The sequence below is a fragment of the Virgibacillus sp. Bac332 genome (assembly GCF_003667785.1).
GTDB classification, from domain to species: domain Bacteria; phylum Bacillota; class Bacilli; order Bacillales; family Amphibacillaceae; genus Virgibacillus; species Virgibacillus salarius.
In genome coordinates this window covers 3,614,574-3,636,475 of sequence record NZ_CP033046.1, presented here as the reverse complement: position 1 = coordinate 3,636,475, position 21,902 = coordinate 3,614,574, and the positions used below count along the sequence as shown (strand labels likewise).

Annotated in this window: 21 protein-coding genes; all 21 read left to right on the top strand. The window is 36.6% G+C overall.

The window, feature by feature from the left end; translation table 11 throughout:
* Positions 1-8: 8 nt before the first annotated feature.
* The 21 genes from D9782_RS17475 (at position 9) to D9782_RS17375 (ending at position 21,858) form a co-directional block, all read left to right on the top strand.
* Positions 9-326: a hypothetical protein gene (locus D9782_RS17475; protein ID WP_026681200.1), complete on the top strand. Its 318-nt coding sequence runs from the start codon at positions 9-11 to the stop codon at positions 324-326.
* A 378-nt stretch (positions 327-704) separates the two neighbouring features.
* Positions 705-2,513, top strand: a complete 1,809-nt coding sequence (gene lepA, locus D9782_RS17470; protein WP_121605282.1) for a translation elongation factor 4 — start codon at positions 705-707, stop codon at positions 2,511-2,513.
* A gap of 683 nt (positions 2,514-3,196) precedes the next feature.
* The gene (locus tag D9782_RS17465; RefSeq protein WP_162986429.1) at positions 3,197-3,463 is read left to right on the top strand and encodes a hypothetical protein; all 267 of its coding nucleotides are present in this window, start codon (positions 3,197-3,199) and stop codon (positions 3,461-3,463) included.
* 588 nt (positions 3,464-4,051) lie between these two features.
* Entirely contained in the window at positions 4,052-5,206 is a 1,155-nt protein-coding gene (hemW, locus tag D9782_RS17455; RefSeq protein WP_026681197.1) for a radical SAM family heme chaperone HemW, read from the top strand.
* A 186-nt stretch (positions 5,207-5,392) separates the two neighbouring features.
* Positions 5,393-6,424, top strand: a complete 1,032-nt coding sequence (hrcA, locus tag D9782_RS17450; RefSeq protein ID WP_121605280.1) for a heat-inducible transcriptional repressor HrcA — start codon at positions 5,393-5,395, stop codon at positions 6,422-6,424.
* Positions 6,425-6,524: 100 nt separating this feature from the next.
* Positions 6,525-7,124, top strand: coding sequence for a nucleotide exchange factor GrpE (gene grpE / locus D9782_RS17445; RefSeq protein ID WP_121605279.1), 600 nt, complete (start codon positions 6,525-6,527; stop codon positions 7,122-7,124).
* Positions 7,125-7,152: 28 nt separating this feature from the next.
* Positions 7,153-8,988, top strand: a complete 1,836-nt coding sequence (dnaK, locus tag D9782_RS17440; RefSeq protein WP_121605278.1) for a molecular chaperone DnaK — start codon at positions 7,153-7,155, stop codon at positions 8,986-8,988.
* A gap of 190 nt (positions 8,989-9,178) precedes the next feature.
* On the top strand, positions 9,179-10,306 hold the full coding sequence (gene dnaJ, locus D9782_RS17435) for a molecular chaperone DnaJ (RefSeq protein WP_121605277.1): 1,128 nt from the start codon (positions 9,179-9,181) through the stop codon (positions 10,304-10,306).
* Between the two features lie 86 nt (positions 10,307-10,392).
* On the top strand, positions 10,393-11,331 hold the full coding sequence (gene prmA, locus D9782_RS17430; protein ID WP_121605276.1) for a 50S ribosomal protein L11 methyltransferase: 939 nt from the start codon (positions 10,393-10,395) through the stop codon (positions 11,329-11,331).
* A 22-nt stretch (positions 11,332-11,353) separates the two neighbouring features.
* Complete coding sequence (locus D9782_RS17425) at positions 11,354-12,112, top strand: 16S rRNA (uracil(1498)-N(3))-methyltransferase (protein ID WP_121605275.1); 759 nt, start codon at positions 11,354-11,356, stop codon at positions 12,110-12,112.
* Positions 12,112-13,458 (top strand): tRNA (N(6)-L-threonylcarbamoyladenosine(37)-C(2))-methylthiotransferase MtaB, encoded by a 1,347-nt coding sequence (gene mtaB, locus D9782_RS17420; RefSeq protein WP_121605274.1) that lies wholly within the window; start codon positions 12,112-12,114, stop codon positions 13,456-13,458. Before D9782_RS17425 ends, mtaB begins: the two co-directional genes overlap by 1 nt.
* A gap of 303 nt (positions 13,459-13,761) precedes the next feature.
* The gene (gene deoC / locus D9782_RS17415) at positions 13,762-14,481 is read left to right on the top strand and encodes a deoxyribose-phosphate aldolase (protein ID WP_226983521.1); all 720 of its coding nucleotides are present in this window, start codon (positions 13,762-13,764) and stop codon (positions 14,479-14,481) included.
* Positions 14,482-14,621: 140 nt separating this feature from the next.
* Complete coding sequence (gene rpsU / locus D9782_RS17410) at positions 14,622-14,798, top strand: 30S ribosomal protein S21 (RefSeq protein ID WP_019377991.1); 177 nt, start codon at positions 14,622-14,624, stop codon at positions 14,796-14,798.
* A 15-nt stretch (positions 14,799-14,813) separates the two neighbouring features.
* A complete protein-coding gene (locus D9782_RS17405) occupies positions 14,814-15,263 on the top strand; it encodes a GatB/YqeY domain-containing protein (protein WP_026681188.1) in 450 nt (149 codons plus the stop codon).
* Between the two features lie 570 nt (positions 15,264-15,833).
* Positions 15,834-17,123 (top strand): NfeD family protein, encoded by a 1,290-nt coding sequence (locus tag D9782_RS17400; RefSeq protein ID WP_240455866.1) that lies wholly within the window; start codon positions 15,834-15,836, stop codon positions 17,121-17,123.
* Between the two features lie 83 nt (positions 17,124-17,206).
* Positions 17,207-18,202 carry a flotillin-like protein FloA gene (gene floA, locus D9782_RS17395; RefSeq protein ID WP_026681186.1) on the top strand — a complete coding sequence of 332 codons (996 nt, stop codon included), beginning with the start codon at positions 17,207-17,209 and terminating at the stop codon, positions 18,200-18,202.
* 24 nt (positions 18,203-18,226) lie between these two features.
* Entirely contained in the window at positions 18,227-18,754 is a 528-nt protein-coding gene (locus tag D9782_RS17390; RefSeq protein ID WP_026681185.1) for a hypothetical protein, read from the top strand.
* 228 nt (positions 18,755-18,982) lie between these two features.
* A complete protein-coding gene (locus D9782_RS23045) occupies positions 18,983-19,126 on the top strand; it encodes a hypothetical protein (protein ID WP_162986428.1) in 144 nt (47 codons plus the stop codon).
* A 253-nt stretch (positions 19,127-19,379) separates the two neighbouring features.
* A complete protein-coding gene (yqfC, locus tag D9782_RS17385) occupies positions 19,380-19,664 on the top strand; it encodes a sporulation protein YqfC (protein WP_026681184.1) in 285 nt (94 codons plus the stop codon).
* 11 nt (positions 19,665-19,675) lie between these two features.
* Positions 19,676-20,896, top strand: coding sequence for a sporulation protein YqfD (gene yqfD, locus D9782_RS17380; protein WP_121605271.1), 1,221 nt, complete (start codon positions 19,676-19,678; stop codon positions 20,894-20,896).
* 2 nt (positions 20,897-20,898) lie between these two features.
* On the top strand, positions 20,899-21,858 hold the full coding sequence (locus tag D9782_RS17375) for a PhoH family protein (protein WP_026681182.1): 960 nt from the start codon (positions 20,899-20,901) through the stop codon (positions 21,856-21,858).
* The last annotated feature ends 44 nt before the right edge of the window (positions 21,859-21,902 follow it).

Genomic DNA, 21,902 nt, shown 5'->3' with positions numbered 1-21,902 from the left:
GTGTTAAGATGACTCGTTCATTAATTGTATTATTATTATTAGCAGTTTGTTTTTTAACTGGAGTGGTCTACGGGAATGATAAACAAGCAGAAGAGTCAACACCTCAGCAAACAGAAATGAAGGTTGATGTTAAAGAGGCTAAAGATGAAGTATTGCAAACTAAAACAACATCAGATACCACTGAAGTTATTACGGAAGAGAAGATTAACACGAATGGACCTTCACCTGTTACAGAGAAGACGGCATCGATATTAGAAGCTGGTGTATCTGGATTTTATGAAGTGGTGGTAGAGATACTTTACCAGGTTTCCCAATTATTTTTTTAATTTTTATATAGGTGCAATTATGTTGTAGAAGCGCAGATCCTAAAGTTATAGTGCTCTGCGCTTTTGTTCTAGTCTAGGAAATTAAAAAATTAGCCCATGTGGGTCAATATGGACGTGTTGAGCCATGTCCAGCTTCAGCGCCCAGAAACGAGGTGACTTCACGAATCGCCCTAATCTAAGTCATCATCGGCTCGCAAGCTCACCGTGATTTCTTTATCTCGGTTGACTTGCTCTAGTCGCTACGTTCTAATCGGGCGCTTGCGCTTTTGTTCTTGAACATAACTGTTACTATTGCTATAATCAATGCTAGTCATTGTCGCTGATAATTTAAGGCCTTTTATCTGTAGAGATAAAAGAAAGTAGGAGTGAACATCACTAATGGCAAAAATTCAAAGAAATGTGCGTAATTTTTCAATTATCGCACATATTGATCATGGCAAGTCAACCTTGGCAGATCGAATATTAGAACGCACAAAAGCAATAACACAAAGAGAAATGAAAGATCAATTACTCGATGCAATGGATCTCGAGCGTGAGCGTGGCATCACCATTAAATTAAATGCTGTACAATTAAATTATCAAAGTAACGCAGGAGAAGACTATATTTTTCATCTCATTGATACACCGGGTCATGTCGATTTTACATATGAAGTTTCTAGAAGCCTTGCTGCATGTGAAGGAGCAATTCTTGTTGTTGATGCTGCGCAAGGCATTGAAGCCCAAACGTTAGCGAATGTTTATTTAGCTCTTGATAACGATTTAGAAATAATACCTGTTATTAATAAAATCGATTTGCCGAGTGCAGATCCAGATAGAGTGAAAAAAGAATTAGAAGATGTGATTGGTATTGATGGCGATGATGTCATTTTAGCATCAGCAAAAGCAAATATTGGGATTGATGAAATTCTTGAAAGAATTACGGAAGCAATCCCTGCGCCTGCGGGTGATACCGAAGAGCCGCTTAAAGCGTTAATCTTCGACTCTTTATACGATCCCTATCGAGGAGTTATCGCCTACGTTTGTATTAAGGAAGGTTCTATAAAAGTAGGCGATAAAATTAAAATGATGGCAACGGATAAAGAATTTGAAGTCAATGAATTAGGGGTATTTAGTCCCAAGCCAATTACTAAAGATGAACTGACCGTAGGAGATGTCGGTTATTTAACAGCTTCTATTAAGAACGTGGGTGATTCGCGAGTTGGGGATACGATTACATTAGCTAACCGACCTGCTGCTGAACCGTTACCAGGATATAAGCGATTAAACCCAATGGTATTTTGCGGGCTGTATCCAGTTGACGCCAATAATTATAATGATTTGAGAGAAGCGCTAGAGCGTTTAGAATTAAATGATTCATCATTACAATATGAAGCAGAAACATCTCAAGCATTAGGATTTGGCTTCCGTTGTGGATTTTTAGGGCTTTTGCATATGGAAATCATTCAAGAACGTATTGAACGAGAATTTAAAATAGATCTAATTACTACAGCACCTAGTGTTATTTACGAAGTGGACCAGACAAACGAAGAGGTTATTGCTATCGATAATCCTTCCGTTATGCCAGATCCTCAGCAGATCAAAGATGTTCGAGAACCGTATGTAAAAGCTACAATCATGGTTCCAAATGAATATGTTGGAGCAGTGATGGAAATCGCACAAAAAAAACGTGGTCAATTCATTGATATGGAATACTTGGATGACATTCGAGTTAATGTTATTTATCATATACCATTATCTGAAATTGTTTATGATTTCTTTGATCAACTTAAATCCCAAACAAAAGGGTATGCTTCCTTTGATTATGATTTAATTGGATATCGCTCTTCCAATTTAGTGAAAATGGACATTTTATTAAATGGTGATACTATTGATGCACTTTCATTTATTGTCCATCGAGACTTTGCTTACGAACGTGGCAAGCACATTGTTGATAAATTAAAAGAGCTAATTCCAAGACAGCAATTTGAAGTTCCCGTTCAAGCTGCTATTGGAAATAAAATAGTGGCTAGATCTACAATTAAGGCAATGCGGAAAAACGTTCTCTCTAAATGCTATGGTGGAGATATTTCTCGTAAACGTAAGTTATTGGAGAAACAAAAAGAAGGTAAAAAGCGTATGAAGATGGTAGGTTCTGTAGAGGTACCGCAAGAAGCCTTTATGGCAGTTTTGGAAATGAAGGATGATTAAATCAACGTTTTAAGGATATATCAAATTGAAAAATAGACGCTTTGCTACTCTACTGCCACCACATTGAATATGTTGGTGGCAGTACTATTTATTAATGGTTTAGAATACCTCTCCTCTGGCTATGCGGGGGCTCTAAAGAGCTTAAAGCGTGATAAAAAAACTCACTGCAAGTTTATTTTTTGAATATATGGATAGCCGTTTGTAACGCCAGGAGGATATACACTTCGCTTTCTCCTGGCAACACCTCAACTTCCTCGGAAGCAAAAGGCGGTTTCCTGCGAGAGTCTAAATGTATATCCATCACTTTCGCTGATACAGTTCTTTTCTCTAAACCCTACTTTTTGGTATTGAATACGCCTAAAAATAGCATCTTTTATATAGCGTTGATGAAATCAGCTGGGAAAATCCTTTTAGTTGACCCAGTGACAGTGGGGAAAACATTCATATAGAAAGTCTTTTCATAAGCACTCTGTAGTTATTTTTTAATCAGTGATTATTTATAATGTTTACCACTTTGTTACAATTCATCAATTCCTTCGTTCAATACTGTATAGAACGAAGACTAATTTGTTAAATAGTATAATCAATGGAATAAAATGAGGTATAATCATTCGTATACTTTTGGTGTGTTTTGTAAAACTAAAACGGAAGCACAAGAACAACACACAAAGGGTGATAAATATATGAATAACCGACAAGGTATGATGACGTCAATACTTGCTATTGGAGCGGCAGGAGCAGCTATTTATGGTATTACAAGAGGAGTTCAAAATGGAACATTTAAAAATTTGCCTCAAACCATTTCTAATGCATTAAATAATTCTGGAGCTCAACAATTGACTCAACCTTTACAAAATATGACTACCAATCAGAATGTGCAACAATTATCCAGTGCTATACAAGGTGAAACTGGTAATTCACAGCAACAAACAGCAAATAATATTCAGTAAAAGAAGGCTCTAGATGCTAATAATCATGAAAAACCCTCATTAAATGTAGTGAGGGGTTTTTCGTTTTTCTCTTCCCCTTCGTATTAACTTGTTCTATATATCCATCCCCTTGGGAGATCATTCAAATTCACATAAATTTTGCGAGAAATCAAAATGAAACAAACTACATAGCTTAAAATAACATGTTCATCATTCTCATTATAATAAACTCTTTTTCTTCTTCGATCCTTTACTCATGGGTATACCTTGCATCGTGGACCAAGTTCTACGAGGAAATTCTCTAGATTTAAGTTTTCTTCAAAGTTCTTATCAAGGTGGAATGCTGGTAGGCGCAATTAAATTAAGGGAAAAATGAGGTTTAATGATACCCATAATGATTACAGTATTAGGAGTTTGCTTATCCTTCCAAGGAGCTATTTGGCTTGATAAATAATGTTAGATATAATAAAATACACAAAGATACAATTAGCAATTAGAAGTCTTTATGGTAATTTTAGAATAAAGGATCATCAATATCTGAAACGGAAAGGGAGAGCTGTTAAATTGGAAAACAGTTTTTCCTTTTTCCTTTTCGTAAGGAGCACTAATATGAATGCAATTCAATCTGTATATATCCATATCCCGTTTTGTCAGCAAATTTGTTACTACTGTGACTTTACAAAGTTCTTTTATAATGAAAAGAGAGCTAATGATTATCTTGTTGCATTAAAGAATGAGATTTCTACATATGTAGACGATACAGGTAATAAAGTAAAGACGGTTTTTATAGGTGGAGGAACTCCGACAGCTTTATCTGTTAACCAACTAGAATCACTGCTCTCATTTATTGATAAGAAATTTGATATGACTCAATGTGAAGAGTACACGATTGAAGCAAACCCAGGTGATTTTAATGACGAAAAGGTCAAGTTATTAAAAACATATGGTGTGAATAGAGTCTCACTTGGCGTACAAGTTTTTGATGATCATATGTTAAAAGAGCTAGGTAGATTGCACAAGGTAAAGGATGTTTATGAAACTGTTGAATTACTTCAGAATAACGGAATAACTAATATTAGTACAGACCTAATATATGCACTACCTAATCAAACAATTGATCATTTCAAAAATTCTTTGAATCAGGCCATGGCACTGGGACTACCACATTTATCTACGTATGCATTGCAAATTGAACCGAAAACAGTATTCTTTCAGCGTCATAAAAAAGGAAAACTGCAACGTCCAGCTCAGGAAGAAGAAGTTGAAATGTATCATATTTTAACCGATACTACAAAAAAACATGGATTACTGCAATATGAGATAAGTAACTTTGCGAAAGCTGGGTTTGAAAGCAAGCATAATTTAACATACTGGGATAATAATTATTATTATGGTTTTGGAGCAGGTGCATACGGGTATATTCCAGGCAAGAGGTATGGCAATATAAGACCATTACCAGCATATATCAAACAGGCAATGGCTGATGGCAAACCTGTTCTCCATATTGATCAAATTAATAATAAAGAACAGATTGAGGAAGAAATGTTTTTAGGTTTACGAAAAATGCAAGGTGTAAACAAACAGACCTTTGCATCTAGATTTGGATTCTTTCCTGATAAGTTGTATAAGTCATCCATTGAAAGTCTTGTGCAGAAGGGCTGGTTACAGGAGGATGATATGTCGATTCGCTTAACCAGTGAAGGAAAATTATTAGCTAATGAAGTATTCGAAAGATTTCTATTAGAGGATTCCGTACAAATATAGTCACGTCGACACTAAGATTGATTGATAAGAGATATATGTAAAAATAGCCTGTTCTCTTTTGTACAGGTTATTTTATATGGCACATACTGAGATACAAGTCATTTCGTTGACAAAGAAAAGTGGATTTGGTAATTTATAATTAGCATTAGCACTCGATAAGGTTGAGTGCTAACAGAGGTGATCATCATGTTAACAGAAAGGCAATTATTGATTTTACAAGTAATTATTGATGATTTCATCGAGTCGGCACATCCTGTTGGCTCACGCGCTATATCGAAAAAAGAGCATATTTCATTTAGCGCTGCAACCATACGAAACGAAATGGCGGATCTAGAGGATATGGGCTTCCTTGAGAAGACGCATTCATCTTCAGGACGTGTACCTTCAGAAAAAGGGTACCGATATTACGTCGACCACCTCATTTCTCCAAGTATAATGCATGAAGACGGCGATGTGATTAAGCATATTATTCAAGATAATTTCTTTGAATTTGAACAAATTGTTCAGATGTCAGCAGAAGTTCTATCTCGATTAACCAACTATACAACGATCATTCTGGGACCTGAAATATTTGAAACAAAATTAAAGCAAATTCAAATTATTACCTTATCGTCGAATACGGCGGTTGCTATTCTTGTTACAAATACTGGTCATGTGGAACATCGGTCATTTTCTATACCTCATGAAATTGAACCATCTGATATAGAAAAGATGGTAAATATTATGAATGACCAATTGAGTGGCGTACCAATTATACAATTGGCAGAAAAATTCAATTCACAAATTGCTTCCATGATGAAAAAGTACGTATCCAATCTAGAGAATTCATACCATTACTTGAATGCAGCACTTATTCAAGATCATCCGGTTAAATTATATATTGGTGGAAAATCTAATATGCTGATGCAACCGGAATTTAATGATGTAGATAAAATACGTTCTTTCTATGCAATGATCGAAAATGAGGATGAGATTGCAAGTATGCTGAAACAGTCCAAGGATGGGATTAAAGTATCCATCGGAAGAGAGAACAATGTCGAAGCCATTAAAGAACTGAGCTTAATTACTGCAGCTTATCACTTAGGAGAAGATCAGACGGGGACAATTGCATTACTTGGCCCAACAAGAATGGAGTATCGAAGAGTTATTTCATTACTAAATATTTTGTCACATGAAATGACAGAAGCACTGTATATGTGGTATAAAAACAATGAATAAATCTTATGAAATTTATTAAAACATGACTTCGCTATTGTTTCGTTCAAAAGTGCAACGTGTTATAGTGAATGTTGGTTAGTTTAAATTGGAGGTGTCACACGTGGAAGAACAGGATAAACAAACGAGAACCGTTACTGATGATGAAGAAAAAGTAGAAGCAAAGGCAGAAGCAGAAACTGCTGACTCGATTGAAGTAATCGATGCAAAAGAGGAAGAAGTAGAAACTGATAAAACTAATCATTCGACAATTGAACAGAGTGAGTTGGATACACTCCAGAAAGAGAAGGATGAAATATATCAGAGAATGTTAAGGGTTCAAGCAGAATTTAATAATTTCAAGAAACGTACCTTAAAAGAAAGGGACGCAGAGCGAAAATATAAATCCCAGGATTTAATCCAAGAATTGTTACCCGCATTGGATAATTTTGAACGGGCGTTGCAAGTTGAAAAAACAGAGGCAACATCTAGTTTAATTGATGGGATTACGATGGTCTACAATCAATTAAAGGATGCTCTCTTTTCACAAGGTGTAGAAGAGATAGCTACAGTAGGTGAGGAGTTTGATCCAAATTTACATCACGCAGTAATGCAAGTAGAAGATGAAGAAAAGGCATCTAATGTAATTGTTGAGGAATTGCAAAAAGGTTATAAGTTGAAAGATCGTGTTATTAGACCAGCAATGGTAAAAGTTAATAAATAATTGTTTACGTAGCTAAGGAGGAATAATCATGAGTAAAATAATTGGTATTGATTTAGGTACAACAAACTCTTGTGTGTCTGTAATGGAAGGTGGAGAGTCAGTAGTAATACCTAACCCAGAAGGAAACCGTACAACTCCATCAGTAGTGGCTTTTAAAAATGGTGAAAGACAGGTTGGAGAGGTTGCAAAGCGTCAAGCAATTACTAATCCAAACACAATTCAATCTATAAAACGCCATATGGGAACAGATTATAAAGTGAAGATAGAAGATAAAGAATTTACTCCGCAAGAAGTTTCTGCTATTATCTTGCAACATATTAAGTCATTTGCAGAAGATTATATCGGTGAAACAGTAAGTAAAGCTGTTATTACAGTTCCAGCATATTTTAATGATGCAGAGCGACAAGCAACAAAAGATGCTGGTAAAATTGCTGGTTTGGAAGTAGAACGTATTATTAATGAGCCAACCGCTGCGGCACTAGCTTATGGCATAGATAAAGAAAACGAAGACCAAACAATTTTGGTCTACGACCTTGGTGGCGGAACGTTTGACGTTTCTATCCTAGATATCGGTGACGGTACATTTGAAGTTGTATCTACAGCAGGTGATAATCGTCTTGGCGGTGATGACTTCGATGAGGTTATTATCGATTACATGGTACAAGAATTTAAAAAGGAAAATGGTATTGATCTATCAAAAGATAAAATGGCTACACAACGTTTAAAGGATGCTGCCGAGAAAGCGAAAAAAGATCTATCAGGGGTATCTCAAACACAAATTTCTTTACCATTTATTACAGCTGGAGAAGCTGGACCACTGCACTTAGAAATGAATCTAACAAGAGCAAAATTCGAAGAACTTTCTTCAGAGTTGGTAGAGCGTACAATGGTGCCTACTCGCAAGGCTTTGTCTGACGCTGATTTGTCAGCAAGTGACATTGATAAAGTTATATTGGTTGGAGGATCAACACGAATTCCTGCAGTTCAAGAAGCAATCAAGCAAGCGATTGGTAAAGAACCGTCTAAAGGAGTTAACCCTGATGAAGTAGTTGCTTTAGGTGCTGCAATTCAAGGCGGTGTCCTACAAGGTGACGTGAAGGATGTTGTATTATTAGATGTAACACCTCTATCACTTGGTATTGAAACAATGGGATCTGTAACTACGAAATTAATTGAGCGTAACACAACGATTCCAACAAGTCATTCTCAAGTATTCTCGACTGCAGCGGATAATCAAACAGCAGTAGACATTCATGTCCTACAAGGTGAACGCGAAATGGCTGCAGATAATAAAACTTTAGGTCGTTTTCAATTAACGGATATTCCACCAGCACCACGAGGAGTACCGCAAATTGAAGTTTCCTTTGATATTGATGCGAATGGTATTGTAAATGTACGTGCCAAAGATCTAGGTACAAATAAAGAACAATCTATTACAATCAAATCCTCTTCTGGTCTATCAGATGAAGAAGTAGACCGCATGGTTAAAGAAGCTGAAGAGAATGCGGAAGATGATAAAAAACGTCGCGAAGAAATTGAATTACGTAATGAAGCTGATCAACTAATCTTTACAACAGATAAAACAATTAAAGATTTAGGAGATAAGGTTTCTGAAGATGAAAAACAAAAAGCAGAAGCTGCTAAGGAAGAATTGCAAAAAGCCATTGAAGCTGATGATATTGAACAAATTAAAGAAAAGAAAGAAGCTCTTCAAGAGCAAGTTCAACAATTATCCGTGAAAATGTATGAACAAATGCAACAAGAGCAGCAAGCACAGCAATCAGATCAGGCTGGTAATAGCGATGATGATGTGGTGGATGCTGATTATCAAGAGGTTGATGATGAGGAAGATAAAAATAAATAATATTGGGATGAATAGGTTTAGAAACTTAAGTTTCTATCCTTAATCCGGTAAATTAAAAGTCAAAGTCAGGATCCTCTTGACTTTGACTTTTTTACACGTTAGCGTATTTGTTTCAACATTTGCCACAAGACTGTATAAGGTGGTAAGATAAAAGTTATGCAAAAGTGAGTATCGGGAGAGTGATTGTCAAGTGAGTAAACGAGACTATTATGAAGTACTCGGTGTCGATAAAGGGGCATCGAAGGAAGAAATAAAAAAAGCTTATCGTAAGCTAGCAAGAAAATACCATCCGGACGTTAATAAAGAAGCTAATGCTGCAGATAAATTTAAAGAAGCCAAAGAGGCCTATGAAGTTCTAGGTAATGAACAAAAGCGTGCTCAATATGATCAATTCGGTCATGCTGGTCCACAAAACCAAGGCTTCGGCGGATTCGGAGGTTCGCAAGACTTCGGTGGAGGCTTTGGTGATATTTTTGATATGTTCTTTGGTGGAGGTGGACGAAGTAGAGATCCGAATGCACCACAGCAAGGAGCCGATCTCCAATATACGATGGTTCTTGATTTTGAGGAAGCAATATTTGGTAAAGAAACGGATATTACGATACCAAAAGAAGAAACATGTGATACTTGCTCTGGATCTGGGGCAAAACCAGGAACGAAAGCAAAGACATGCTCCCATTGTGGGGGATCAGGTCAATTAAATATGGAACAAAATACACCATTTGGTAAAGTTGTAAATCGAAGGGTTTGTAACTATTGTAGTGGATCAGGAAAGATTATTCCTGATAAATGTAACACGTGTGGTGGTACTGGAAAGGTTAAAAAGCGCAAAACTATTCATATTACCATCCCAGCAGGAATTGATGAAGGCCAACAAATACGGGTATCAGGAAAAGGCGAATCCGGGGTTAATGGAGGTCCTCCAGGAGACTTGTTTGTAGTAGTTCAAGTCAAACCGCATGATTTCTTCCAGCGTGAAGGAGATCATATTTTCTGTGAATTGCCATTGACCTTCGCGCAAGCAGCATTAGGTGATGAAATCGAGGTTCCAACAGTCCATGGAAAGGTAAAATTGAAAATACCAGCTGGTACACAAACCGGGAAAACGTTCCGAATGAAAGGAAAAGGAGCGCCGAACGTTAGAGGCTATGGTCATGGAGATCAGCATATTAAAGTGAAAGTCATGACACCTACTAAATTATCAGAACGCCAAAAAGAGCTGTTACGTGAATTTAACGAAATTGGTGGTCACGATGCCACGGATGAACAAGGCAGTTCATTGTTTGATCGATTTAAGAAGGCATTCAAAAGTGAATAACGGTGTGTTATAAGCACCGTTTACATAACAGGAATTGATAGCGGTAAGGTGTATGATAATTTCAAAAGGAAATGGGTGGATCCAGTATGAAATGGTCTGAACTCTGTATTCATACAACAAATGAAGCGATTGAGCCAATCTCGAATATTCTTCATGAAACTGGTGCAAGTGGACTCGTTATTGAAGACCCGATTGATTTAGTAAAAGAGCACTCCACTGCTTTTGGTGAAATATTTGAATTAAATCCAGAAGAATATCCAGAAGAAGGAGTCTATATTAAAGCATACCTTCCAGTTAATAGTTTTTTAGGAGAGACGGTTGAGGAAATAAAACAAGCTATTAATAATCTCCTATTATATGATATTGATTTAGGAAGAAATCAAATCTCATTAAGTGAAGTAAACGAAGAAGAATGGTCAACAGCCTGGAAGAAATACTATAAACCAGTGAAAATTTCTAAGCAAATTACGATCATTCCAACATGGGAAGAATATACACCAGTGGATACTGACGAGGTGATCATAGAACTTGATCCAGGTATGGCATTTGGGACGGGTACACATCCTACAACTGTCTTAAGTATTCAGGCATTGGAGCAATTTATGAAAAGCGGAGATACTGTCATTGATGTTGGATCTGGTTCAGGAGTTTTGAGTATTGCTTCAGCATTATTGGGAGCAAGCCATGTGCATGCATATGATTTAGATGATGTTGCTGTAAAGAGTACAATTCTAAACGCAAAATTAAATAAAATGGAAAAAAAGATTTCTGTTAAGCAGAATAATTTATTGGATCATATAGCAATAGAAGCAGATATAATTGTATCAAATATTTTAGCAGAGATTATCGTTCGTTTTGTTGACGATGCATGGAATAATCTAAAACCTGGAGGTTATTTTATAACATCTGGTATTATTCAAAATAAAAAACAGATGGTAAAGGATCGTCTAGAGCAGCAAGGTTTTCAAATCATTCAGATGAATGAGATGGAGGATTGGATCTCCATTGTTGCACAAAAATTGTAGATGTTAAAGTAGGTGTGGGTTGTTGCAAAGATATTTTGTTCCAAAAGGCATGTGGAATGAATTTACAATTAAAATAACTGGTGATGATGTTCATCACATGAAACGAGTGATGCGTTTTAAAGCAGGAGATTGCATTATTTGTAATCATCCGGATGGACAGGCAGCAATTTGTAGGATCACGTTCTTAGATAATGGTGTTGTGTATGCAGATATTAAAGAATGGCTTAAGCAAGATGCTGAATTACCGGTTGAAGTAGCAATAGCACAAGGGCTTCCTAAGGGAGATAAATTAGATCTAATTTTTCAAAAAGGAACGGAACTTGGAGCGAACACGTTTATTCCTTTTCAAGCATCTCGTTCTGTTGTAAGATGGGATGAAAAGAAGCAAGAAAAGAAATTAAACCGATTGGTAAAAATTATAAAAGAGGCTAGTGAACAAAGCCACCGTAATAAACTACCAAATGTCCAATACAGTAAATCTTTAAAAGAACTGATAGACTTTAGTGATAGTTATGATATGAAACTCTTTGCCTATGAAGAGGAGGCAAAGACGTCAAATTACCAATCCTTTGGAGAAAATCTCCGCAAGTTAAAGCCTCGACAGCGAATTTTAATTTGTATTGGCCCTGAGGGGGGCTTTTCAGAAGATGAAACCATTGCTTTAAAAGCAAGCGGTTTTCAAGCTGTTCGATTAGGACCAAGAATTTTACGTACGGAAACAGCGGCATTATATGCGTTAGCTAGTATTTCCTATCATTTTGAAGAATTGAGGTGTGAGTAATGCCGACAGTCGCATTTCATACATTAGGTTGTAAAGTTAACCACTATGAGACAGAGGGTATATGGCGAATGTTTATGGATCATGGCTATGAGCGTGTTGAATTTGATCATGATTCAGATGTTTATGTAATAAATACGTGTACGGTGACAAATACAGGTGACAAGAAAAGCAGACAAGTAATTCGCCGAGCGATTCGAAAAAATCCTGAAGCAATTGTTTGTGTAACTGGCTGCTATGCACAAACTTCACCAGGTGAGATAATGGAAATTCCTGGAGTTGATATTGTAGTTGGTACACAGGATCGAAAAAACATGATTTCTTATATTGAAGAACATAAGAAAACGAAAGAACCAATTAATGGTGTTTCAAATATCATGAAAAATAGAGTATTTGAAGAAATGGATGTACCTGAATTTACAGATCGTACAAGAGCTTCCTTAAAAATACAGGAGGGCTGTAATAATTTTTGTACATTTTGTATTATTCCATGGTCGCGTGGGCTATTACGATCAAGAGATCCTGAAAACGTAGTTAGACAAGCACAGAAGCTGGTAGATGCTGGTTATAAGGAAATTGTCTTAACGGGTATTCATACAGCGGGCTATGGTGAGGATATGAAAGACTACAATTTTGCGATGCTTCTACGTGATTTAGAAACAAAGGTTCATGGTTTAAAACGTATTCGAATTTCTTCAATTGAAGCTAGTCAGATTACTGATGAAGTTATTGAAGTACTAGATAAATCTGAAAAAGTTGTAAGACATTTGCATATTCCACTCCAGTCAGGATCAGATTCTGTTCTTGCAAGAATGAGAAGAAAATATTCTACTGGCTATTACAGAGAAAAAATTGATAAGCTGAAAAAGGCATTACCTGGGCTAGCTATTACATCTGATGTTATCGTTGGTTTTCCGGGAGAGACAGATGAAGAATTTATGGAGACATACAACTATATTAAGGAAATAGGCTACTCGGAATTGCATGTCTTCCCTTTCTCACGAAGAACTGGTACACCAGCAGCTCGAATGGATGGACAAATTGATGATGACGTAAAAAACGAACGAGTTCATCAGCTAATTGAGTTATCTAATCAATTAGCCAAAGCCTATGCGTCTACGTATGAAAATGAGGTATTAGAGGTTATCCCTGAAGAACATGCTTCAGATGATAACAACCCAAATCATTTAATAGGTTACACGGATAACTATCTAAAGGTTGAATTTGAGGGTACACCGGACATGATTGGTAAATTAGTTCGAGTAAAAATAACAAAAGCAGGTTATCCAATAAATAAAGGTACATTTGTACGAATCATGGAAGATGTTTTGTTTGAAGAAGCTAAGTAAATTCGTATGACGGGCTGAGAAAAAATACAACTTTTTTACACAACATACGAATAACCAAATGCTGAATTAGTTATTCTATGAAAAAAACGAAGGATAATTACTTAAAACTAATTATCCTTCGTTTTTTATTGTTTTTAAATTACTTCTGTCGTAGATCCTTTTTTGTATAGCAATTTATTTTCAATTAAAACATAGAACTTCAGACAATGATTTGCAGATATTTCTAAGTTTGTTTATTCGTCAATCTATAGAGACTATGTTGGTTTATAAAGCTGAAATTAGATTTTTATACTCTTCCATGCTATGATAGCTAGAGAGGTACGTACAACAATGATAGGAAGGAAGATTCATGTGACAAATCAATTGGCAAAATACATTGACCATACACAATTAAAACCAGAAACATCGAAGGAAAAAATCACACAAATCGTAGAAGAAGCAATCGAATATGACTTCGCATCTGTTTGTGTAAATCCATACTGGGTTCCATATTGCTATAGTAAATTAAAGAATACAACGGTTAAGGTTTGTACGGTTATTGGTTTTCCACTAGGAGCAACATCAACGGAAGCAAAAGTAGCAGAAACGAAGCAGGCAATTAAAGATGGTGCAACAGAAGTAGACATGGTAATCAATATTGGTGCGCTTAAATCTGGAGACGATGAGACAGTTAAGTCAGACATCGAAAAAGTGGTTCTTACTGCCAAAGGACAAGCATTGACGAAAGTGATTATCGAAACATCACTATTAACCGAGGAAGAAAAAGTTCGCGCATGTAAGCTAGCTAAAGAAGCAAATGCTGATTTTGTAAAGACGTCTACAGGTTTTTCTGGAGGCGGAGCTACAGTTGAGGACATTCGTTTAATGCGTCAAACGGTTGGACCAGAAATGGGAGTTAAAGCTTCAGGTGGTGTTCGTGATTTAGAGACGACAAATGCAATGATTGAAGCGGGTGCAACTAGAATTGGTGCAAGTGCAGGAGTTTCTATTTTAAAAGGTGATCAAGGTACTGCTGATTATTAAATCTCTATGTATAATAAATTAATTGGCTGGAAATAATCAGTTGACCAAAATAAAGGAATATATTATACTTTAAAAAGGCATGTGGAATGAACAACATGCCGGTACAATCTGTTTTGTGCTTCGGAGGGAGGGAAATTAGCATGTCAAATACTACTCGCGTTCGTAAAAACGAGTCTCTTGAAGATGCTCTTCGTCGCTTTAAACGTAGTGTATCCAAAAGTGGTACATTGCAAGAATATCGTAAGCGTGAACACTATGAAAAACCAAGTGTTCGTCGTAAAAAGAAATCTGAAGCTGCTAGAAAGCGTAAATTCTAAAGAGGGTGCAAATGCATGACATTACTTGAAAATCTGAATCAGGATATGAAGCAAGCGATGAAGAATAAAGACAAAGAAACCCTTAGTGTTATTCGCATGGTAAAAGCTTCAATACAAAATGAATCGATAAAGCTTGGCAAAGATTCACTTTCAGAAGACGAAGAAACCACAATATTGTCTAGAGAAGTTAAGCAAAGAAAAGATTCCCTCCAAGAATTCAAATCAGCTGGACGCGAAGATCTTGTGCAAAAACTTGAAAATGAAATTAACATTTTACAAGAATATATGCCAGCACAGCTCACAGATGATGAGCTTGAGGCAATAGTTCAGTCGACGATTCACGAAGTAAATGCAACTTCTATGAAAGATATGGGAAAAGTGATGAGTGCAATCATGCCTAAAGTAAAAGGGCAGGCAGATGGCTCTCAAATTAATAAACTCGTACAAAAACAGTTACGTAATTAAATAAAAGGTCTCAGTTATAATAGTAACTGAGACCTTTTTTTTTATTTTATCCCGCATATAACTGGCAATAAGACCGCCACTTTAAGCGATAAAGGGTAACCAATATTGGTAGTGGGGATCAACTACCAGTAAATGTCCGATTGGTTCAAAGTACTTAAGGTCATTCCCTTGTGGTACTATCAATCATTGGGGATAAACTAAACTACAATAATTGAAGTTTCACTTTAAACGACAATACATATATGTAAACTATATGCTAACCGAAGAGTAATAGTTTTGCATTCAGTTTAGTGGTTCCGTTATCTGTCGTATTGTAGGACAAACTGAAAGTATGCTAGGCAGATATACATCCTATAATTTCCGAACTGTTTATTGTAATATCTCATGATGATGACTTTGTTTATTTCATGCTATATTTAAAGTATCATTAACAGATCACTTTATGGTACTATTTAGTTAATCCGTAAAAAATGAAACTAATTAAGGTATGATTCGTATATATAACTATACATAATAAGGAGGTGATCGTGGTTGCCTACTAGGAAAGTATTTACATATTTAGTTTTCTTTATCGCTTTTTTCTTTCCACTTTTCCATCAAGTACCTGTAGGTGCTGCTGACAAAGGTGAAGGTAAATTGGTGTATGTCATACCTATTGAAAAAGAAGTGGAACGAGGACTTGAAGCATTTCTCACTCGTGCAACAGAAGAGGCAAGGGAAGAGGGAGCAGATCATATTATATTTGAAATTGATACTCCAGGTGGTAGAGTCGATTCCGCAGGTCAAATTGCAAAGCTTCTTCAAAATTTAGATATTCCAACAACATCTTATGTTGTGAATCAAGCTTATTCTGCAGGTTCTTATATCGCTTTAAATACGGATTCTATTTATATGAAGCCCCAGGCTACAATGGGAGCAAGTGGTGTAATCACCTCCGATGGTAATGCAGCTGATCAAAAAGCACAATCAGCTTGGATTGCTGCTATGAAAAGTGCTGCAGAATCAAAAGGAAGAGACCCATTATACGCAGCAGCTATGGCGGATAAAAGCATTGATTTGCCAGAATTAGATGCAGGAGAGGGTGAATTTTTAACTTTAGGACCTTCTTCCGCCTTAGAAGTAGGTTATTCTGAAGGAACGATTGAAGATCGTGTAGAATTACTTCATGAATTAGGTCTATCTGAGGCGAAGATTATTGAGAAGGAGACTACTTTATCTGAAGAGATAGCTAGGTTTTTAACAAATCCAGTTGTTATACCAATCCTCTTATCTGTTGCTAGCCTTGGTTTAGTAGTCGAATTATATTCCCCTGGATTTGGTGTTCCTGGTATAATGGGACTCGTTTCGCTCGTATTATTTTTCTATGGTCATATTGTAGCAGGCTTAGCAGGGATGGAGGCAATCATATTACTTGTACTAGGTATTGTATTAATTATTGCAGAAATATTTGTACCTGGTGGCATTATGGGTTTGCTTGGCATTGGCGCAATCATAGGTTCATTATTTCTGTCCGGCTATGACCTTGGTCACATGTCAATGAGTATAGGAATTGCATTTTTAGTCACCCTAGTCGTTTCCGTTATCTTATTTCGAAGAATGGGAATGGATAAAGGTATTTTCCGGCATATTATCCTAAAAGACCAAACAACTACTGAGCAAGGATATGTGTCCTCTGTAAATCGATTAGAGCTAATTGGGTTGGAAGGTGTAACCGTGACGCCATTACGTCCAGCTGGAAAAGCTGTTTTTGAAAATGAGCGTCTAGATGTAGTTTCAGAAGGCGGATTTATTGGTGAGAACCAAAAAGTAAAGGTTGTTAAGGTTGAAGGTGTACGTATCGTGGTGAGAGAAGTTAATTAATGGATGTTTGACTGCATTCAATTGATAAACTATATTGAATGGAGTTCTATGCATATAATAAATGATTTATAGGAGGAAAAATAATGGATTTACAAGAACTAATGCCGTTAATTATTATTGCGGTTATCTTAATTGCTGTAGCAATTTTATTTACATTCATTCCAGTAATGCTATGGATTAGTGCGCTGGCAGCGGGCGTGAAAGTGGGTATTTTCCAATTAGTCGGGATGCGACTTAGAAGGGTTGTGCCAAATCGGGTTATCAATCCGTTAATTAAAGCACATAAAGCTGGATTAAATGTTAAAACAAATCAGCTGGAGAGTCATTATTTAGCTGGTGGTAACGTAGACCGTGTTGTGAATGCTTTAATCGCTGCACATCGTGCAAATATCGAATTACCATTTGAACGAGGGGCTGCTATTGATTTAGCAGGTCGTGATGTATTAGAAGCAGTTCAAATGAGTGTTAATCCAAAAGTTATTGAAACACCATTTATTGCAGGTATTGCCATGGATGGTATTGAAGTAAAAGCAAAAGCAAGAATCACCGTGCGGGCTAATATCGATCGACTAGTCGGTGGTGCTGGTGAGGAAACGGTTATTGCTCGTGTTGGTGAAGGTGTGGTTAGTACAATTGGTAGCTCAGAAGCACACACACAAGTACTGGAAAATCCAGATTCTATTTCGCACAATGTATTAAATCGTGGTTTAGATGCTGGTACCGCTTTTGAAATTTTATCGATCGATATTGCAGATGTTGATATCGGTAAAAATATTGGAGCGATTCTACAAACAGATCAAGCGGAAGCGGATAAAAATATCGCACAGGCAAAAGCCGAAGAACGTCGTGCAATGGCGGTTGCTCAAGAACAAGAAATGCTTGCACGGGTTCAAGAAATGCGTGCAAAAGTTGTGGAAGCAGAAGCAGATGTACCACTTGCTCTTGCTGAGGCTTTACGTTCAGGAAACTTAGGTGTGATGGACTACATGAACTATAAAAACATTGATGCAGATACAGATATGCGAGATTCTATAGGTAATTTATCTAAAGATAATCATGACGAAAATGATCCTAAATAATCCTAAAAGTAAGGGAGGGGTTTGATGGATGCCCTATCCAACCTAATTGATGCTATTTTTAGTAATTTCTTTATTGTTTTTGCTATAATAGCAGGGATCATAGGAGTTTTAAAAGATGGTTCTAAAAAGGATGACCAGAAGGGAAATAGACAGCCTAATCGAACAAAGCCGACTCCAACTCCTTCTGGTGGGACTCCTAACCGAAATCGAACACAGTCGATACCTAATTCAACTAATGCTTCTACTACCGTGTCGACCATTTCTGTTGATGATCAGCACAAAGAGCAGATGGAACGACTAGCTAATCAAATGGGAGCCGACAAATCAAGTGAAAGTCTAGATATCACAAAGTATTCTAAGGCTCTTGATAGAGGTCAGATTCAACAAATAGATGATGAGCTTACGGAAGTTCAGAAGCAGTTGAAGAAGCAAGTTTCTAATAATCTAACGAGAAAAGGATTAGTAAATGGAATTATTATGGCAGAAGTTTTAGGGAAACCGAGAGCGATAAAGCCATATCGAAATGTTATTGCTGAAAGAAGAAGACGATAATTATCCAAAGCCATTCATAAGCAACGTTGCTTGTGAATGGCTTTTTTGTAAGTTAAGAAAGTATAAAAACAGTGCAATGACTGCGTTAAGCCGAGTAGTTATTTTGAAATGTTTGATGTATATTGGCAACGCTCCGACTAATTACTTCGCTATGAGAAGGTGCAACAATTCTTGTCATAAGTAATAGGTTGACTTTTTTTACAATGGGTAAAGTGAAAATCGCTATCCGTGAGTATAAAAGCAGCTGTGTTACTTCATGTTAACGTTGTAGAGCCTGATAATAGCGAAGGCCGCCCACCTCAACTCCTGTGGGAATTGTTTGACCTGAAGATCCACTTTTTTGAGCGGGTTTTGCTCAAAAAAGTTAGCTGAAGGACAAACCCCACGGAAAGGGAAGTGGGCAGCCGGAGTGGTGGTCAAGCAGTAGCTATTATTCCATAATAGCTACTAGAGGAAGCGTAAATCTGAGCATTTAGTGATACGGACTGAGCGAATTTTGCTCAGTTTTTCTAGTGTGTTGCGATCTTTTATCATGACAACCTGATATAAACGGAGGATTTTATGATGTAGTTGTTCTTAACTAATGATTATTTTCATAAATATGTATGAGAGAGGGGGCTGCATTGTGAAGAAATGGCATCAAGGTATCCTACCGTGGTTAACAAAATATTTTGCACTTCCTTCAGATGTAGTACTTGAACTACCTAGGATTACAGTTATTGGTCAACTACATGTATACATTGAGAACCATAAAGGATTGGCAACATATTCTGATACGGAACTTAAATTAAAGGCAAACAAAGGATATATTCAAATTACGGGATCATCATTCGTACTAAAAATGATGCTACCCGAGGAAATATTGCTAGAAGGAACTATTCGAGATATTAAATTCATTTCAGATCATTAAAGGAGGAGGACATGAAGCATATACAAGAATCCGTAGTAACTGGTTATGTTACCATCTCAGTTATTGGTAAAAGGCCTGAACTTTTCTTTCAACAATGTACAAGTTCTGGAATACGTGTCTGGAATGTAAGAAAGACTGAAAGTGATGTATGTGAGGGCAATATAAAGTTAAGCGATATTAAACAAGTAAAACAATTAAGAAGCAGAACAGTTTATAAAATTAGATTTACGAATAGAAAAGGTTACCCATTCTTCATTCGACGTTTCTTACGTAAAAAAGAATTATTACTAGGATTTATATGTAGTGTGTTACTTATTCTATTTCTCTCCAATATTCTCTGGGAGGTTAAGATAACTGGTGTTCCAAAAGATATTGAGGAAAAGATCAGTAAGCAATTAGAACAATATGGAATACATGCTGGTACGTGGATATTTTCATTGGATTCGCCAAAAGAAATACAACAACAATTATTAGATGACGTACCTGAGTTATTATGGGTAGGTATAAACCAAAAAGGGACAACCTTTTTCTTAGAAGGTGTCGAAAAAGTAGTAGTGAAAGAAGAAGAAAACCCAGGTCCTCGAAATCTAGTTGCTTCGAAAAAAGGAATTATAAAGAAAATGTATGTGTCAAGTGGTGTACCAAAAGTGCAGGTGAATGACTATGTCCATCCGGGGGATATTCTTGTTTCTGGGAAGATGAGTGACAAAAGTACAGAAGAGGATGATGCAAAGAAGGAAGAGAAAAAGGTCGATTATGTCGCAGCTGATGGAGAAATCACAGCAACTACTTGGTATGAAGTAAAAGTGACAGTTCCATTAAACGCAAGTTCAGAGCAGCTTACTGGAAATAAAGAGAAGAAGTTTTATTTAGGTTTTGGCAACTTTCAATTACCAATCTGGGGTTTTAAAACACCTGAATACACGTATGATCAACGTGAAATAACAGAAAATCCGATTCGTTTTTTAAAATGGGAGTTACCTGTTAAAATGATTGAAACTTTAATCAGCGAAAAAACGTATAAAAAAGAGGAAAGGACGAAAAACCAAGCCATTAAAACAGGGATTAAACAAGCTAAAGAAGAGTTAAGATTACAGTTGGGACCAGAGGCACAAATACTGTCAGAAAAAGTTTTGCATGAATCTGTAGAGCGTGGTAAAGTTAAACTAAACTTATATATGAGTGTAGAAGAGAATATTGTCGAAACACAACCTTTACGTCAAGGAGATTAAGTATGCCAGAAAACCTTACAGAAATTGATTTACAACTAACAAGTCCAAATGAAGCTTTAGGATTATTTGGCACTAACGATAAATTTCTTATTCAGTTGGAGGAACTTCTTAATATTTCTATCGTAACAAGGGGAGAGCAGGTTCTTGTTTCTGGAGATCAACAATCTGTTTCCCTTGCTCAAGACATTTTATTAACCATGTTATCGGTTATACGTAAAGGCTTAAAAATAGCCGAAAGAGATGTAGTCTATGCTGTAGATCTAGCACAAAAAGGGAAGTTGAATCAATTCGAAACGCTCTTTGAAGATGAGATTACTAAAAATGCGAAGGGCAAGGCTATTCGCGTGAAAACTTTGGGACAGAGAAGTTACATTTCAGCCATTAAAGCAAATGATCTTGTTTTCGGCATTGGGCCAGCAGGGACAGGAAAAACCTATTTAGCAGTAGTTATGGCAGTTCATGCTTTAAAAAATGGATTGGTGAAAAAGATTATTCTTACTAGACCTGCTGTTGAAGCAGGAGAGAGCTTAGGCTTCTTACCAGGTGATTTAAAAGAGAAGGTAGATCCATATTTAAGACCTTTATATGATGCCTTGCATGATGTATTGGGGGCTGAGCATACAATTAGACTGATTGAGCGCGAGACTATTGAAATAGCTCCATTAGCCTATATGAGGGGAAGAACATTGGATGATGCTTTTGTTATTTTAGACGAGGCTCAAAATACGACGCCTGAACAAATGAAAATGTTTTTAACCCGCTTAGGATTTGGTTCAAAAATGGTAATCACTGGAGATATTACACAAATTGACTTGCCCAAAGGTGTTCAATCTGGATTATTTACAGCTAGTAAGCTGCTAAATGGTGTAAAAGGAATAGGGTTTGTATATTTAGAACAGACAGATGTAGTAAGACACCCATTAGTTCAGCGAATTATCAATGCGTACGAAAAAGATAAGTAAATGATTGGATAGGTAAGACCCCTTTACTGGGTCTTATTTCTGTA